Origin of the sequence: Streptomyces sp. NPDC018947, assembly GCF_044390505.1 — a bacterium.
Taxonomy (GTDB): Bacteria; Actinomycetota; Actinomycetes; order Streptomycetales; family Streptomycetaceae; genus Streptomyces.
In genome coordinates, this window is record NZ_JBIRZD010000002.1 from 527547 (window position 1) to 543291 (window position 15745).

The 15745-nt window shown below is 71.5% G+C and carries 11 protein-coding genes and 1 pseudogene; 6 read left to right on the forward strand and 6 right to left on the reverse strand.

The genetic code is table 11. The features are described 5' to 3' along the window. Positions 1-64 precede the first annotated feature (64 nt). From ACH499_RS07000 to nadE, 3 genes are all read left to right on the forward strand, one after another. Positions 65-4099, forward strand: a complete 4035-nt coding sequence (locus ACH499_RS07000; protein ID WP_399014179.1) for an endo-alpha-N-acetylgalactosaminidase family protein — start codon at positions 65-67, stop codon at positions 4097-4099. Between the two features lie 213 nt (positions 4100-4312). Next, on the forward strand, positions 4313-7324 hold the full coding sequence (locus tag ACH499_RS07005) for a family 16 glycoside hydrolase (RefSeq protein WP_399014180.1): 3012 nt from the start codon (positions 4313-4315) through the stop codon (positions 7322-7324). A 114-nt stretch (positions 7325-7438) separates the two neighbouring features. Further along, the gene (gene nadE, locus ACH499_RS07010; protein WP_399014181.1) at positions 7439-8269 is read left to right on the forward strand and encodes an ammonia-dependent NAD(+) synthetase; all 831 of its coding nucleotides are present in this window, start codon (positions 7439-7441) and stop codon (positions 8267-8269) included. Between the two features lie 49 nt (positions 8270-8318). On the opposite strand, the gene ACH499_RS07015 is transcribed toward nadE, so the two are convergent. Next, positions 8319-10211 (reverse strand): CocE/NonD family hydrolase, encoded by a 1893-nt coding sequence (locus ACH499_RS07015; RefSeq protein ID WP_399014182.1) that lies wholly within the window; start codon positions 10209-10211, stop codon positions 8319-8321. 128 nt (positions 10212-10339) lie between these two features. Next, positions 10340-10474 (reverse strand): annotated as a pseudogene (locus ACH499_RS07020) (alpha/beta hydrolase); the annotation flags it as partial. Positions 10475-10795: 321 nt separating this feature from the next. Between ACH499_RS07020 and ACH499_RS07025 the strand changes: the two are divergent. Further along, positions 10796-11251, forward strand: a complete 456-nt coding sequence (locus ACH499_RS07025; protein ID WP_399014183.1) for a spore-associated protein — start codon at positions 10796-10798, stop codon at positions 11249-11251. A 63-nt stretch (positions 11252-11314) separates the two neighbouring features. Here the strand turns inward: ACH499_RS07025 and ACH499_RS07030 are convergent, their stop codons facing one another. Both ACH499_RS07030 and ACH499_RS07035 read right to left on the reverse strand, forming a co-directional pair. Then, complete coding sequence (locus ACH499_RS07030) at positions 11315-11713, reverse strand: VOC family protein (RefSeq protein WP_356204966.1); 399 nt, start codon at positions 11711-11713, stop codon at positions 11315-11317. Next, the gene (locus tag ACH499_RS07035; protein ID WP_356204964.1) at positions 11710-12012 is read right to left on the reverse strand and encodes a metalloregulator ArsR/SmtB family transcription factor; all 303 of its coding nucleotides are present in this window, start codon (positions 12010-12012) and stop codon (positions 11710-11712) included. Before ACH499_RS07035 ends, ACH499_RS07030 begins: the two co-directional genes overlap by 4 nt. A 121-nt stretch (positions 12013-12133) precedes the next feature. Here ACH499_RS07035 and ACH499_RS07040 point away from each other — a divergent pair, with 121 nt between their 5' ends. Continuing rightward, the gene (locus ACH499_RS07040) at positions 12134-12625 is read left to right on the forward strand and encodes a hypothetical protein (protein WP_356204962.1); all 492 of its coding nucleotides are present in this window, start codon (positions 12134-12136) and stop codon (positions 12623-12625) included. A 3-nt stretch (positions 12626-12628) separates the two neighbouring features. Then, positions 12629-13240, forward strand: coding sequence for a DinB family protein (locus ACH499_RS07045; RefSeq protein ID WP_399014184.1), 612 nt, complete (start codon positions 12629-12631; stop codon positions 13238-13240). 22 nt (positions 13241-13262) lie between these two features. On the opposite strand, the gene ACH499_RS07050 is transcribed toward ACH499_RS07045, so the two are convergent. Next, on the reverse strand, positions 13263-13706 hold the full coding sequence (locus tag ACH499_RS07050; RefSeq protein ID WP_399014185.1) for a DUF3093 domain-containing protein: 444 nt from the start codon (positions 13704-13706) through the stop codon (positions 13263-13265). Positions 13707-13803: 97 nt separating this feature from the next. Further along, a complete protein-coding gene (htpG, locus tag ACH499_RS07055; protein ID WP_399014186.1) occupies positions 13804-15693 on the reverse strand; it encodes a molecular chaperone HtpG in 1890 nt (629 codons plus the stop codon). Positions 15694-15745: the final 52 nt, after the last annotated feature.

The window sequence follows — 15745 nt, forward strand, 5'->3', positions numbered from 1 at the left end:
GTCACACCGCACCGCCCGTCTCCGTGCCTCACCCGATCCGAGGAGGAAGTACCAGGTGGAAAACATGACGTCCCCGTCGCCCCGCCCGCCCGGGAGCAGACGCGGCCCGCGTCCGCGCACCGTGGCCGCGGCTCTGGGCCTGTGTCTGGGCATGGTGTCGGCCGCCGCGGTGCCCGCCGGCGCCGCACCCCCCGCGGCCGTGTCCGCCCCCGCGCCGGCGGCGACGCCGGTGGAGCTGAGCCGGGGCGGGCTGACCGTCACGGTGGCGAAGGAGTTCCCGCAGGTCATCTCCTACCGGCTGGGCGCACGCACCCTCGGCGGGCAGGCGTCCGTCCTGGACACCTTCACGATCAACGGCACCCCGCACCGCGCGACGACCACCATGACGGCTCAGGACGGCAAGGCGACGTACACCTCCGTCTTCGCGGACCTGCCAAGTCTCACCCTCACCTCTAGCCTTACAGTTACCGACGAGACGACCGTCGTCTTCGCGGTGGAGAAGATCTCCGGCGCGGCGGCCCCGTCGGTGCGGACCCTCTCGATCCCCGGTCACTCCCTCGTCTCCGTCGACTCCTCCGAGCCGGGCGCCGGCCTCGCCCGGACGAAGATCTCCACGGACTCGACGACGACCGCCGACCGCTTCCTCGCCATCACCGGCGACACCGCGCCGGACAAGGCGCCCGTCGGCACGCCGTACGGGTTCGTCGGCAACGCGAGCCTGTCCGCGGGCATCGTCACCAACGCGACGGAGGACGCGCCGCAGAACGACAACACCAACGGGAACACGCGGCTGCTGTCCCGGATCACCGACACCGGCGGCGGACGCCGCGCCGAGCTGTCGCCCGGCACCTTCACCTACGCGCCCCGGGGCGCGACCGACCCCCGTGTGGCCACCTACGAGCTGCCGCGGGCCACCGTGGTGCTCGCCGCCGACGCCAACCGCGACGGCACGGTCGACTGGCAGGACGGCGCCATCGCCCACCGGGAACACATGCGGCGCCCGCTGGGCGCGGACCGGGTGCCCGAGCGCGTGGTGCAGCGGATCCCGTTCAACTTCGCGAGCCAGGCCACGAATCCGTTCCTGAAGACGCTGGACAACACCAAGCGCATCTCCATGGCCACCGACGACCTCGGGCAGTGGGTGCTGGAGAAGGGCTACGCGAGCGAGGGACACGACTCGGCGCACCCCGACTACGGCGGCAACGAGAACGTCCGCGCGGGCGGGCTGAAGGACCTGAACCGCCTCACCCGGGCGGGCGCCGGCTACAACGCGGACTTCGCCGTGCACGTCAACGCCACCGAGGCGTACGCGCAGGCGAAGAACTTCAGCCAGGAGCTGGTCGCGGGGCAGCCGAACGGGTGGGACTGGCTCAACCAGGCCTACCACATCGACCAGCGCAAGGACCTCGGCACCGGCGCCGTACTGGACCGGTTCGCGCAACTGCGCAAGGAGGCCCCGCAGATCAGGACCGTCTACATCGACGCCTACTACTCCAGCGGCTGGCTGGCCGACGGACTGGCCGCCGAGCTGCGCAAGATGGGCTTCGAGGTCGCCACCGAGTGGTCGTACAAGTTCGAGGACTCCTCGGTGTGGGCGCACTGGGCCGCCGACAAGAACTACGGCGGGGTCACCAACAAGGGCATCAACTCCGACATCGTCCGGTTCATCGCCAACTCCGACCGCGACGTATGGAACGTCGACCCGCTGCTCGGCGGCGCCAGCGTCGTCGAGTTCGAGGGCTGGACCGGCCACGACGACTGGAACGCCTTCTACCGCAACATCTGGACCGACAACCTGCCCACCAAGTTCCTCCAGCACTACCGGCTGCTGGACTGGGACCGCGGCAAGTCGGCGACGCTCACCGACGGTGTGCGGGTGGAGTCCGTGGACGGCAGGCGGCAGATCTCCATGGACGACACGGTCGTCCTCGACGGCGACACCTATCTGCTGCCGTGGGGCGGCTCCCCGAAGGACGGCGGGACGTCCTCGCCGAGCAGGGCCGCCAAGATGTACTTCTTCAGCGCGTCCGGCGGCACGCACACGTTCACGCTGACCGACCAGTTCGCGCGGAACAAGAACTTCACCCTCTACGAACTCACCGACCAGGGACGGGTGCACAAGGCCCGGGTGAAGGCCGAGGGCGGGAAGGTCACGCTGACCGCCGAGAAGGGGCAGCCCTACGTGCTCGTCCCGAACGGCGGCAGGGCACCGCACAGGGACGCCCGCTACGGCGAGTTCAGCGGGCTGACCGACCCCGGCTTCAACGGCGGCGGGCTCGACGCGTGGAACCCGCGGGGCGACGCCGGGATCGTGCGGGCCGGCAACGGCGACAACGTCGTCCGCCTGGGCGCCGGGGCCTCGGCCGTCTCGCAGCGGGTGTCCGGCCTCGAACCGGGCCGGCGGTACACCCTCAGCGCCGACGTCGAGATCGGCCCCGGCGCACGACGCGACACGACGCTGCGGGTGCGCGGCGCCGACGGCCGGGCCGAGAACACCTTCGACCTCACCCCGGCGCGGAACACGATGGCGTCCGACGAGAAGCGGGACACCTACGCGCAGCGGGCCTCCGTCGCGTTCACGGCACCGCGCGGCGGCAACGTCACCGTGGAGCTGGGGGCCGGCGCGGGCGAGGCGGCGGTCGTGCTGGACGACGTACGCGTCATGGCGGACACCACCTCGCCGCTGCCCCGCGGCGAGGACGGCACCGTCGTCGCCCATGACGACTTCGAGGGCAACCAGCCCGGCTGGGGCCCGTTCGTGAAGGGCGACGCCGGCGGGGTCACCGACCCGCGCACCAGCATCAGCGACCTGCACGAGCCCTACAGCCAGAAGAAGTGGAAGAACACGTACTCCCCGTACGACAGCGGCACGCTGAAGGGCAAGGCGGTCGACGACGTGCTCGCCGGGCGGCACTCGCTGAAGTCCCACGCGGAGAACACCGGCCTGGTGTACCGCACGACGCCCGCGACGGTGCCGTTCACGGAGGGCCACAAGTACCGGGTGTCGTTCTCCTACCAGACCAACATCGAGGGCCAGTGGGCCTGGGTGAAGGGCGCCGACCGGGTCGAGAACGGCAGGACCGGCTCCCGCGACATCACCCGTGACGTCCTGGAACCCGCCCTGGAGACGACGACCTGGTCCCAGGAGATCGTCGCGGGCTGCGGGGAGACCTGGGTCGGGCTGCGAAAGCTCGGCGGGGCGCGCGGCACGGACCTGGTGATCGACGACTTCACCGTGACCGACCTGGGCGCGACGGAGTCCGGGGCCGCCTGCGCGAACGTCGGCGTGCCCGCCGGGGCGGAGCTGAGCCCGGGGGTGCCGGGCGAGTTCGTCACGACGTTCACCAACAACGAGCAGGCCGACGCCGTGAACGTCGGCATGTCCCTGCGCGGGCTGCCCGAGGGCTGGAAGGCCTATGTGAAGAAGAAGGACGGCAACCTGTTCGGGACCGTCGAGCCGGGCGCGAGCGTGAGCACCACGTGGCTGCTGACGGCGCCGGCCGACGCGGCCGGCACCGCCCCGGTCTGGCAGGCCACCGCCACCTACGCCCACGGCGGGGCCACCAAGACCGTCTCCGCGCAGGCCAGGGCCTCGGTCACCACCGAACCGCTGCTCTCCCCCGGTTCGATGACGGCCACCGCCGACTCCGAGAACCGCTCCTCCGGCGCCGGTGAGGGGCCCGTGGCCAACGTCCTGGACGGGGACCCGGGCACCATCTGGCACACCGACTACACCGGGACCCCCGCGCCCTACCCGCACTGGGTGACGCTGACGCTGGGCGGCGCGGCCGACGTGGACGGCTTCGGCTACCTCACCCGGCAGAGCGGCGGGCAGAACGGCCGCGTCGGCGGCTACGAGGTCGCCGTGTCGCAGGACGGCACCGACTGGACCACCGTGGCGCGCGGCACCCTGAAGGACGTGCCGCAGATGCAGCGCGTCTCCTTCGACCGGGTCCGGGCCTCGTACGTGCGGTTCACGGCGCTGAACGCGCTCAACGGGCAGCCGTTCGCGGCCGCCGCGGAGATGCGGGTGTACGGCACGCCGGTGGACCTGCCGACGGGCTGGCCGCCGGGCGAACGGCCCGCCGACCGCCGCTGACGCGGCGCGCGTACGGACGGGGTGGCCGCCGCGGCGGATGCGGCGGCCACCTGTCGTCGGGGCGGACCGGTGCGGGCACCGCCTTTGAACACACCGATGACAAAGTATGGACATGTCAAGCGGAAGTCTCCTACGGTGGCGGCGGAACGGCAGTCGTACCGCTTCAGACCGGAGCGATTTCCGGCACGGTCCGGTCCCCACCATGGAGGGCCAATGCAGCAACGCCTGTTCGCACGTGCCCGAAGACACCTCACCCTCTGGCTGACGTCGGCGATCGCCCTCGGCGGCGGCGCCTGGGCGGCCCCGGCCTCCGCCGCGACCCGGGCGGACCTCCCCCCGCAGGAACCCGGGGTCACCCTGCGCGTGTTCGACGTCCAGACACCGCTGAGCAAGCTGTGCACCCTCAAACCCGGCCAGACCCCCAACGTCGACAAGCTGATGCCGACGGTCGACTGGAGCAGCGCCGCCGACTTCGGGGGCTTCGAGGACGACTTCGTCACGGAGGCGTCCGGTTATCTGACCGCTCCCCGCGAGGGCTCGTACGTGTTCCGCCTGACCAGCGACGACGGCTCACGGCTCAGCCTCGACGGCACCACGGTGATCGACCACGACGGGCTGCACGGCGCGGAGCCGAAGGACGGCACGGTCCATCTCACCGCCGGCGCGCACCCGTTGCGCATCGACCACTTCGAGCGGGGCGGCGGGCAGCGGCTCCAGCTCGCCTGGAAACCGCCGGGCGAGGACGCCTTCACCGTCGTGCCCCGCGAGGCACTGAGCACCGACGCCGGTGTCGTCCGGGTGACGGCGCCGGGCCGCAAGGAGTGCGAGGCCGGGCGCGACACCCCCGGCGACGGTCTGCCCCTCACCTCCGTACGTCCCGACCTCACCCTCACCGACCTGCGCCCCGACGGCTTCGAGCCGCAGGTCACCGGCATGGCGTGGCTGCCCGGCGGACGTCTGGCGATCAGCACCTGGGGCGGCAGCGAGAAGGTCGCCGGGGAGGTGTACGTCCTCGGCAACGTCACCGGCGCGACCAGCCGCGACAAGGTCACCGTCGAGAAGGTGGCGGGCGGGCTGCGCGAACCCATGGGCATCGCGTACGTGGACGGCTCGCTGTACGTCTCGCAGAAGCACGAACTGACCCGGCTGGTCGACCGGGACGGCGACGACGTGACCGACGAGTACCGCACGGTCGCCACCTGGCCGTACGGGGGCAACTTCCACGAGTTCGCGTTCGGCCTGCTCTACCGCGACGGCCACTTCTACGTGAACCTCTCCGTCGCCATCAACTACGGCGGCGCCACCACCACGCCGCAGCCCGCGCCCGGCCGCGGCACGACGTACAAGGTCAGCAAGGACACCGGCCGGATCAGCCCGGTCGCGGGCGGACTGCGGACGCCGAACGGCATCGGGTGGGGTCCCGGCGGCGGCCTGTTCGCCACCGACAACCAGGGCGGCTGGCTGCCCGCCTCGAAGCTCGTCCAGATCGAGCAGGGCCGCTTCTTCAACCACTACACGGAGCCCGCCGGCCCCTTCGACTCCGCCCCCGTCACCCGGCCCGTGCTGTGGCTGCCGCAGAACGAGATCGGCAACTCGCCCTCCACGCCCCTGTACCTGACCAAGGGCAGGTTCGCGGGCCAGATGCTGATCGGTGACGTCACCTACGGCGGCCTGCAGCGCGCGTACCTGGAGAAGGTGAAGGGCCAGTACCAGGGCGCCGTCTTCCGCTACACGCAGGGCCTGGAGGCCGGCGTCAACCGCATCACCCTCGGCCCCGACGGAGCGATCTACGCCGGCGGCCTCGGCGCCGACGGCAACTGGGGGCAGGAGGGCAAGCTCAGGTTCGGCCTGCAGAAGCTGACGCCGAACGGCGGCAACACCTTCGACATCCAGAAGATGCGGGCCGTGCCCGGCGGCTTCGACCTGACGTACACCCAGCCGGTGTCCGCCGCGACCGCCGCGGAACTCGCCGCCCGCTACGAGGCCGAGCAGTGGCGCTACACGCCGACCGCCGACTACGGCGGCCCGAAGATCGCCGAGGAGAAGCTGGCCGTGCGCTCGGCGACCCTCTCGGACGACGGCCGCACCGTGCGCCTGCGGCTGGACGGCCTCGAGCCCGACCGCGTGGTGCACCTGCGCTCGCCCCGCCCCTTCACCTCGGCGTCCGGCGAGACGCTGTGGAGCACCGAGGCCTGGTACACGCTCAACGCGCTGCCCGGCAAGCAGCCCCCCGCCGCCACCCTCTACGAGGCCGAGGAGGCGCGCCTGACCGGCACCGCCGGCGTCGACACCGACCACGGCGGCTACTCCGGCAGCGGGTTCGTGGACCGCTACGACACCGAGGGCAGGTCCGCCACGACGTTCGAGGTGACCGTCCCGAGGACCGGCACCTACGACGTGGGCCTGCGCTACTCCAACGGCCCGCACCCGTTCGAGGGCACCAAGTCGCTGTCGCTGTACGCCGACGGGAAGAAGGTGCGGCAGACGAGACTCCCGTCCACGGGCGACTGGGACACCTGGTCCACCAGGAGCGAAAGCCTGACCCTGCGCGCCGGACGCAACACGATCTCCTACCGGTACGACCCCGGCGACACCGGGCACGTCAACCTCGACCTGATCACCGTGCACCCGCACGGCGCCCCGGTCGCCCTCTTCGACGGCACCGCCGCCTCGCAGGACCAGTGGCAGCACACCGACGGACGGCCCGCGGCCTGGCCCCTGAAGGACGAGAGGTCGATGGAGGTGTGCTGCGGCGACCTGCGCACCAAGGACGCCTACCAGGACTTCAGGCTGCACGTGGAGTTCCGCGTCCCCCAGCTGCCGCCCGACGTGACCGGGCAGGACCGCGGCAACAGCGGCATCTACCTCCAGGACCGCTACGAGCTGCAGATCCTCGACTCCTACGGTGACACCACCCCGGCCACGAACGAGGCGGGGGCGATCTACCTGAAGAAGGCGCCCGACCGCAACGCGGCGACCGCGCCGGAGACCTGGCAGACGTACGACATCGTCTTCCGCGCGGCCCGTTTCGACGCCGACGGCCGCAAGACCGCCGACGCCCGGGTGACGGTGGTCTGGAACGGCGAGAAGGTCCACGACGACGTCGCCCTGGACGGACCCACCGCCGCCGGCCGGGCCGAGACGCCGGCCGCCGGGGCGATCCGGTTGCAGGACCACGGGAACAAGGTCCGGTTCCGCGACATCCGCGTGGAGCCGCTGACCTGATCCGCCGGCCGGGCCGTGCGGGCAACCGCGCCCGCACGGCCCGGTCCGAATCCCTCGGAGTTCTCTGGGTAGGCTGGCTCCCGAACCACGAGCGAAGCAGCCCAGGGGGCGACCTTGACCGAGCCGGCGACCATCGCGCTTCAGCGGGAGATCTCCCGGGAACTGGAAGTCGCGGAGACCTTCGACGCCCAGCACGAGATCGAACGCCGTGTGGCCTTCCTCGCCGAGCGGCTCACCTCCACCGGTCTGCGCTGCCTGGTGCTCGGCATCAGCGGCGGCGTCGACTCGACCACCGCGGGCCGGCTGTGCCAGCTCGCCGTCGAGCGGGCCCGCGCACAGGGCCACGAGGCGCGCTTCTACGCCATGCGGCTGCCCCACGGCGTCCAGGCCGACGAGCACGACGCGCAGCGGGCGCTCGCCTTCATCCGGGCCGACCACGTGCTGACCGTGGACATCAAGCCCGCGAGCGACGCCGCGCTGGAGGCCCTGATCGCCGCGGACGTGGTCTTCCGTGACGCGCATCACCAGGACTTCGTGCACGGCAACATCAAGGCCCGGCAGCGGATGATCGCCCAGTACGCCGTGGCCGGCGCGCACAACGGCCTGGTCGTCGGCACCGACCACGCCGCGGAGGCGGTCTCCGGGTTCTTCACCAAGTTCGGCGACGGAGCCGCCGACGTCGTCCCGCTGACCGGCCTCACCAAGCGGCGGGTGCGCGCGGTCGCGGACGCGCTGGGCGCGCCCGTCGACCTGGTGCACAAGGTCCCGACGGCGGACCTGGAGTCCCTCGCCCCCGGCAAGGCCGACGAGGACGCCCTCGGGGTCACCTACGAGGAGATCGACGACTTCCTGGAGGGCAAGCCGGTGGACGAGCGGGCCTTCGAGACGATCGTCACCCGTTACCGGCAGACCGACCACAAGCGCCGGATGCCGATCGGCCCGTGACGCGGCCGGTGGCCCCGGGGCGCGCATGCCCCGGGGCCACCGGCCCGGTTCAGAGGCGGCCGCCCGGGACCACCGTGAACGTCGCCGGACCGGCCGGCAGCGTGACCGTGTACTGGCGCAGGTAGGTGTCCAGGAACGGCGAGCGGTCACCGGGGGTGGCGACGTCGTCGGACGGGTCGTCCAGGGCCAGCCTCAGCTTGGCTCCCCTGACCTGGATCGTCTCGCCGGACGGGGTGTCCCGCCAGGAACCGGTGCGGATGGAACCGATCTCCACGGCCAGCACGTGCCCGGCCGCGAGCGTCCAGTCGGTCGCCTTCAGGTCCACGGTGAGCCGGCCCGCGTCCACCAGCGAGACCTGCTCGTCGAACATGACGGCGGTGCCGTCCGGGGCGACGTCGTACAGCTTGACCATGACGTTGCCCTCTCCCTCGGCGGTCAGGGAGATCCGCGGGGTGCCGGTGACGCGCACGGCCTCCTTCAGCGGCCTGGACCAGGTGAAGAAGCTGGACGTGACCTCGCCGGCCTGCTGGCGCCTGGCCGCTTCCCGGGCCAGACCGCGCGGGGCGGGCTGCTCGGTGGCGGGCGCGTTCTCCATGTCCCACCTGCCGGTCGGCTGCACGGGCTGCGGGACCGGTTCACCGGCCGCCGTCAGCGCGGCGCGGGCCGAGGCGCCGCCGTCGTCGACGTAGGAGCCGTTGCCGAGCGGTACGGTGACCGTCCGCTCCGTGACCGGCCAGGTGCGCTGGGCGCGCCAGGCGCCGGTGTTGTCCTCCACGGCGTAGGCCGGGTGGCGGACGGAGGGCTTGATGCCCTTGAGGTACTGGTCGTAGAAGGAGAGGGTCTCCTCGTACCAGCCCTCGCGGCCCATGGCCAGGCGTCCGTCACCGGTGCGGTCGCCGCCGCGTACGTGGTCCCACTGGCCGAGCCAGCCGCGCTCGGGGCCCCGGTGGTTGTCGAGGTACTCCTGCATCTCCTCGGGCTTGGTGTTGTTCTCGATGAAGCCCTGCGTCACGAAGAGCGGGGTGTCGCTGCCCTCCGCCATCCTCGCCAGGTCGCGGGAGGTCCAGTGCTCGTCGTCCTGGTCGGATATCCGGTATCCGGCCGAGTTCTCGGTGAGGCACTCCGGGTGCGTCTCCTCGTAGCGGGCGCTCTCCCGGTAGACCGGGTCGTCGTCCGCCATCGGAGGCATCGTGGCGATGGAGTTGTACGCGTTGGCCGTCCCGGTCACGTTCGGGCGGGGGACGCCGTTGGAGTAGATGTACTGGTACATGTCCCACAAGGGTTCCTGGGCGACGACGGCCTTGAGCGCGTCCTGGTCCAGGTTGTTGCCGATGAGCCCGGTGACGGCGTCGTAGGACTTGCCGTACATGCCCACCGCGCCGGTGGACCACGGCTGCTTCGCGGCCCAGTCCACCGCGGCCCGGACGTCGGCCTGTTCTCCGGGGCCGCCCCAGTCGAGGCAGCCGGTGGAGCCGCCGAAGCCGCGCAGGTCCACCATGACGAAGGCGTAGCCGCGGGCGAACAGGTCGGTGCCCTCGATGAAGTCCTGGAAGCGGGACGAGGGACCGGTGCGGGCCCAGCCCTCGGGACCGGTCTGCCCGGCGTGGGAGAAGTACGGGCCGACCGACAGGATGACCGGCACCTTCTGGTTCCCCGCCAGGTTCTCGGGGAGCAGGACGTCGGCGTGCAGCCGGGTGCCGGAGCCGTCCGAGGACGGGAAGTAGTGCTGGGTCCAGACCGAGCCCTCGGGGACGCGGTCGTTCTCCTCGTGGGTGACGGGGCCGGTCGCGGTGGCGACCGGCCCCGTCGACGCCTGTGCTGCGGTGGCCGGTCCGGCCTCCACCCCGTCCACCGCGACGGCCGGGCCGCTCAGGCCGGCGGTCAGCGCGAGGGTGGCGACAAGTGCCGAGGCGGTCCGGACGGCCGCACTGCGGGCTCTCACATGCTCCTCCTTGAACGATGCGCGCAAGTGGTGCAGGAGGTGCAAGGTCTAGCAGCGAAACCGGTGTTACGTCGATGGGTCGCGCAACTCCCGTACCACCGAGGCGCGCCGGCCGGCCCGGGACCCGCTCAGACCTCGCCGCGGGCCATCGCCAGCAGCCGGTCGAGCACCGCGGCGTCGGCGCGGACGCCGTCGTGGGCGTGGGCGTCGGTGATCCAGGGGCGCAGACCGCGCACCAGGGCGGCGGTCCCCAGTGAGTGCTCGCGGGCCGGGTGAGGTCAGCCGCCCAGGGCGGTACTGGCTGCCGTCGCCCAGCGCCTGCTGACCACGCCAGGGAAGTCCATACTTTTCGGCCGGCTCGGCCGGTGGGTTTTTCCGCGCCGCGGGCCGCCCTTTGCCGACCCGTTCCCGTGGTCACCGCCCGGGCGAGGCCGGCGGGCCGATGCCGACGGGGTGTCAGGAACCGTCGCTTTCAGGCCTGTTGCCAAGAACGCCCGCCAATGCACCCCACAACCATTCCGGTATGTCGTGGGTCACACCTGGCAGGAGCGACCATCAGGTCCAAGTCCACACAAGGGGGAAATATGGCACGCACCCGTTCCATGCTGACGGCGGCCGCGCTGGTGGCGGTGTCGGTGGGCGGCGCGACCGCTCTGGCGGCACCCGCGTCCGCCGCCACCACCGCGAGCGTCACTCCGCAGTCCGTCTGCGGCAGCAACTACAAGACCGTGAACTCGGCGCCCGTCGGCTCCCGGGGCACCGTCTACCTGACGTACAACGCGTACAACGGCAACAACTGCGTGGTGACCGTCCGCACCACCACGGGCACGGCCGTGGACATGTCCGCGTACCTCTACGTCCCGGACACCGACCAGGGCGACGGGGACTACGGGCAGTACACCTCGTACGCGGGGCCGATCTACGCCTACGGCAAGGGCCACTGCGTCGACTGGGGCGGCAGCATCGGCAACGTGTCGGTCTACGTGACCGGCTCCAACTGCGCGGCGCTGAAGGAGCAGCGGGTCACCGTGACCCGCTGATCGGCTCACGCCGGCGGCGTCCGCCCCGGCAGCGCGCGGTGCGGCTGCCGGGGCGGCGTCGCGCTACGCGCCCTGGGGCACCGTGGCGATCTGGATGAGGTTGCCGCAGGTGTCGTCGAGGACGGCGGTGGTGACGGGGCCCATCTCCAGGGGTTCCTGGGTGAAGCGGACGCCGAGATCGCGCAGGCGCCGGTACTCGGCGTGCACGTCGGCGACGGCGAACTGGGCGAGCGGGATGCCGTCCTTGACGAGCGCGTCGCGGTACGGCTTGACGGCGGGGTGCCCGGCGGGCTCCAGCAGGAGTTCGGTGCCGTCGGGTTCCTCGGAGGAGACGACGGTCAGCCACCGGGCCTGCCCGCCGAGCGGGATGTCGCGCTTCTTCACGAAGCCGAGGATCTCGGTGTAGAAGCGCTCGGCCTCGGCCTGGTCGTCGACGAAGACACTGGTCAGATGGATCTTCATGGGGTGCTCTCCTCTGCTGCGGAGCGGTCGGGCACGAGCCATCGCTCGGCGATCTGCCGCAGCGGGGCGGTGTCCAGGTCGTGGAACTTGTAGCGGCCCTCCCGTCTGGTCCTCACGAGTCCGGCGGCCTCCAGCACGGCGAGGTGCTGGGAGACGCCCTGACGTGAGATGCCGAGCCCGTGCTTCACGCTCAGCCGGGAGCAGATCTCGAACAGCGTCTGGCCGGACTTCTCCGTCAGCTCGTCCAGGATGACGCGACGGGTGGGGTCGGCCAGGGCTTTGAAAAGGTCGTCGGCCACCCCTCCAGAATAGGCAACTGTTCACTTGCCTATCAAGTCGGCAGCCTCACCGCGGCGTCCCGCGTAGGCTGTGCCGCACGAGCGCGGACGGGGGTTCCGCGACCCGACCGAGGGACTGTGGATGGCCGTCGAGTACTGGCACGCCTACGTCGCGGACCGGCTCCGGCCGTTCATCGACCTGAGCCGGCGCGGATACGCGCAGCGGCGCGCGGCGGGCGACCTGAACACGGACCCCGTGCCGGGCGCCGTGGAGTGGACCCTGCCCTACGGCATGGACGACGGCAACGGAATGGTGCGGCTCACCGTGTTCACCGAGGTGGTGCCGGACACCCACGAGCGCCGGATCCGTGTCGTGGTGGCCGCGGCGGCGCGCGGCTGGCTCCAGGACAACGGCAAGGTGGCCCTGCCGCGCTTCACCGACTGGGGCTCGGACTACGCCCGGCTCCGGCGGGACGACACCGCCGCCGCGCCCGGCGCCCCGGGCACCGACGGTCCGCTCACCCGGGGCATGGCGCAGGCCCTGTGCACGGCCGTCGGCGGCCTTGCCGGCACCCTGCGCCCCGAGCCGGGCGGAGAGGTCAGTTTCGCCGTCACCGTACGATCCGAGGACTGAACCATGAGCGCACCGGGCCTCAGGGCCGATCTCCACTTCTATCTCCAGTCCGCCCGCGACGCCCTGCTGTGGAAGCTCGACGGGCTCTCGGAGTACCAGGTCCGCCGTCCGTCGACGCCGACCGGCACCAATCTGCTCGGCCTCGTGAAGCACGCGGCGACCGTGGAACTGGGCTATCTCGGCGACATCTTCGGACGGCCCTCCGGTGAGCCGCTGCCCTGGATCGAGGACGGCGCCGAGACCAACGCGGACATGTGGGCCACCGCCGACGAGTCCCGCGAGGACGTCGTGGAACTCTACCGCCGGGCCTGGGCCCACGCGGACGCGACGATCGACGCGCTGCCGCTGGACACCGTCGGCACGGTGCCCTGGTGGCCGCGCGGCAAGGACGAGCTGACGTTGCACCACGCCGTGCTCCGCGTGATCGCCGATACGCAGCGGCACGCCGGCCACGCGGACATCGTCCGGGAACTCATGGACGGCGCCGTCGGGATGCGCAGGGACAACGACGCCATGGCGACGGACGACTCGGCGTGGTGGGCGGACTACCGGGACCGACTGGAGCGCGCGGCCCGGGAGGCGGACCGGCGGGCGGCTTCGGGCGGGACCGGCTGACCGGGAACGCGCACCGCCCGGGTCAGCGGCGGGCGAACGACAGCACCGCGAGCAGCGTGGTCGGGCGGCGGGTGGAGAGGTAGAGGTAGGGCGCGGGGGAGTCCGGGTCGTCGAGTTCGATGCGCACCGCGGTCGGCACGTGGCTGCGCAGCAGCATCTTCGCGCGCACGTCGGCCCGCCGGGTGCGCCACAGGAACGCCTCCTCGGCGTCGAGGACCTCCACCATGCCGAGGGACGTGAGCGGGAAACGGAGCGGCCCGGCCGTCAGATGACGGTCCGTCACCACGATCGCGACGGCGCCGTAGACGTGCAGTCCCAGCGCGGTCAGGGCCGCCACGACCGCCATTGCGGTGACCGCGGCGACGGTTCCGAAGGGCAGCAGGACGACAGCGGCCATCACGCTCATCAGGGCGGCGAGCCCGAAGGCGGCTCTCGGCACGCCGAGACGTTCTTCGTACAGACGCATGCCCTCACCCTCTCAGCTCGCTCCCGCGGACCGCGAGGCGACCCGCGTCCGTGCCGGGGCCCGGCATCACCGGGCCCCGGCACGGCGGCCCGCGGTCCTACAGCGTCCGCTCCAGCCGGTCGGCGACCAGCTTCACGAAGCGGGCCGGCTCCTGGGGCCGGCCGCCCTCGGCGAGCACCGCCAGGGCGTGGAGCAGTTCGGCGGTCTCGGCGACCTCCGAGCGGTCCTCGCGTTCGGTGTAGGCCCGGTTCAGGGCCTTCACGAGCTGGTGCTCCGGGTTGAGTTCGAGGATCCGCTTGGCGTGCGGGACCTCCTGGCCCATCGCCCGGTACATGCTCTCCAGCGCGGGCGTGAGGTCGTCGGCGTCGGAGACGACGCAGGCCGGGGAGACGGTGAGTCGGGAGGAGAGGCGGACCTCCTTGACCTCCTCGCCGAGGTGCTCCGTCATCCAGCCGAGCAGTCCGGCGTACTCCTCGCCCTGCTGCTCCTTCTCGGCGCCGGCCTTCTCGTCCTCGTCACCGCCGAGGTCGATCTCGCCCTTGGCCACGGACCGCAGCCGCTTGCCCTCGTACTCCCCCACCGCGTCGGTCCACACCTCGTCCACCGGGTCGGTGAGCAGCAGGACCTCGACGCCCTTGGCGCGGAAGGCCTCCATGTGCGGGGAGGCCTCCATGGCCTCGCGGGACTCGCCCGTCATGTAGTAGACGGCGTCCTGCCCGTCCTTCATCCGCTCCACGTACTGCTGGAGGGTGACCGGCTCCCCGTCGCCGTGGGTGGACGCGAACGAGGCGACGGCGAGGATCGCGTCGCGGTTGTCGGCGTCGGTGATCAGGCCTTCCTTGAGGACGGCGCCGAACTCCCGCCACAGCGTGGCGTACCGGTCCGGCGCGGACGTCCTCATGTCCTTGACCGTCGACAGGACCTTCTTCGTCAGCCGGCGCTGGATCATGCGGATGTGGCGGTCCTGCTGGAGGATCTCGCGGGAGACGTTGAGCGAGAGGTCCTGCGCGTCGACGACCCCCTTGACGAACCGCAGGTAGGGCGGGAGGAGTTCCTCGCAGTCGTCCATGATGAAGACGCGCTTCACATAGAGCTGCACGCCGCGCCGGTACCCCTGCGTGAACAGGTCGTGCGGGGCGTGGGAGGGGACGAAGAGCAGGGCCTGGTACTCGAAGGTGCCCTCGGCCTGGAGCCGGATCGTCTCCAGCGGGTCGCGCCAGTCGTGGCTGATGTGCTTGTAGAGCTCGTGGTACTCGTCGTCGGAGACCTCGTCGCGCGGGCGGGCCCACAGGGCCTTCATCGAGTTGAGGGTCTCGGGCTCGCCGTCGTCACCGGTCCCGGCGGCGAGACGGACGGGCCAGGTGATGAAGTCCGAGTACCGCTTGACGATCTCCCGCACCTTCCAGGGGGAGGTGTAGTCGTGGAGCTGGTTCTCGGCGTCCGCCGGCTTGAGGTGGAGGGTGACGGTGGTGCCCTGCGGCGCCTCGTCGACCGTCTCCAGGGTGTAGGTGCCCTCGCCGCGCGACGTCCACCGGGTGCCCTGGGTCTCGCCGGCGCGCCGGGTCACGAGGGTGACCTCGTCGGCGACCATGAAGGCCGAGTAGAAGCCGACGCCGAACTGTCCGATGAGCCCGTCGGCGCCGTCCCCCTCCTTGGCCTCGCGCAGCTCCTTGAGGAAGGTGGCCGTGCCCGAGTTGGCGATGGTGCCGATGAGCCGGGTGACCTCCTCGTACGACATCCCGATGCCGTTGTCCCGCACGGTGAGGGTGCGGGCGTCCTTGTCGATGCCGAGTTCGATGTGCAGGTCGGTCACGTCGGCGTCGAGGGTGTCGTCCCGCAGGGCGGCGAGGCGCAGCTTGTCCAGCGCGTCGGAGGCGTTGGAGACGAGCTCGCGCAGGAAGACGTCCTTGTTCGAGTAGACCGAGTGGATCATCAGTTGCAGGAGCTGACGCGCCTCTACCTGGAACTCAAACGTTTCGGTCGGCATGGTTGGTGAGTACCTCACTGGTCCGCAGTCGTCTGCACTGGTGAGAGCCACT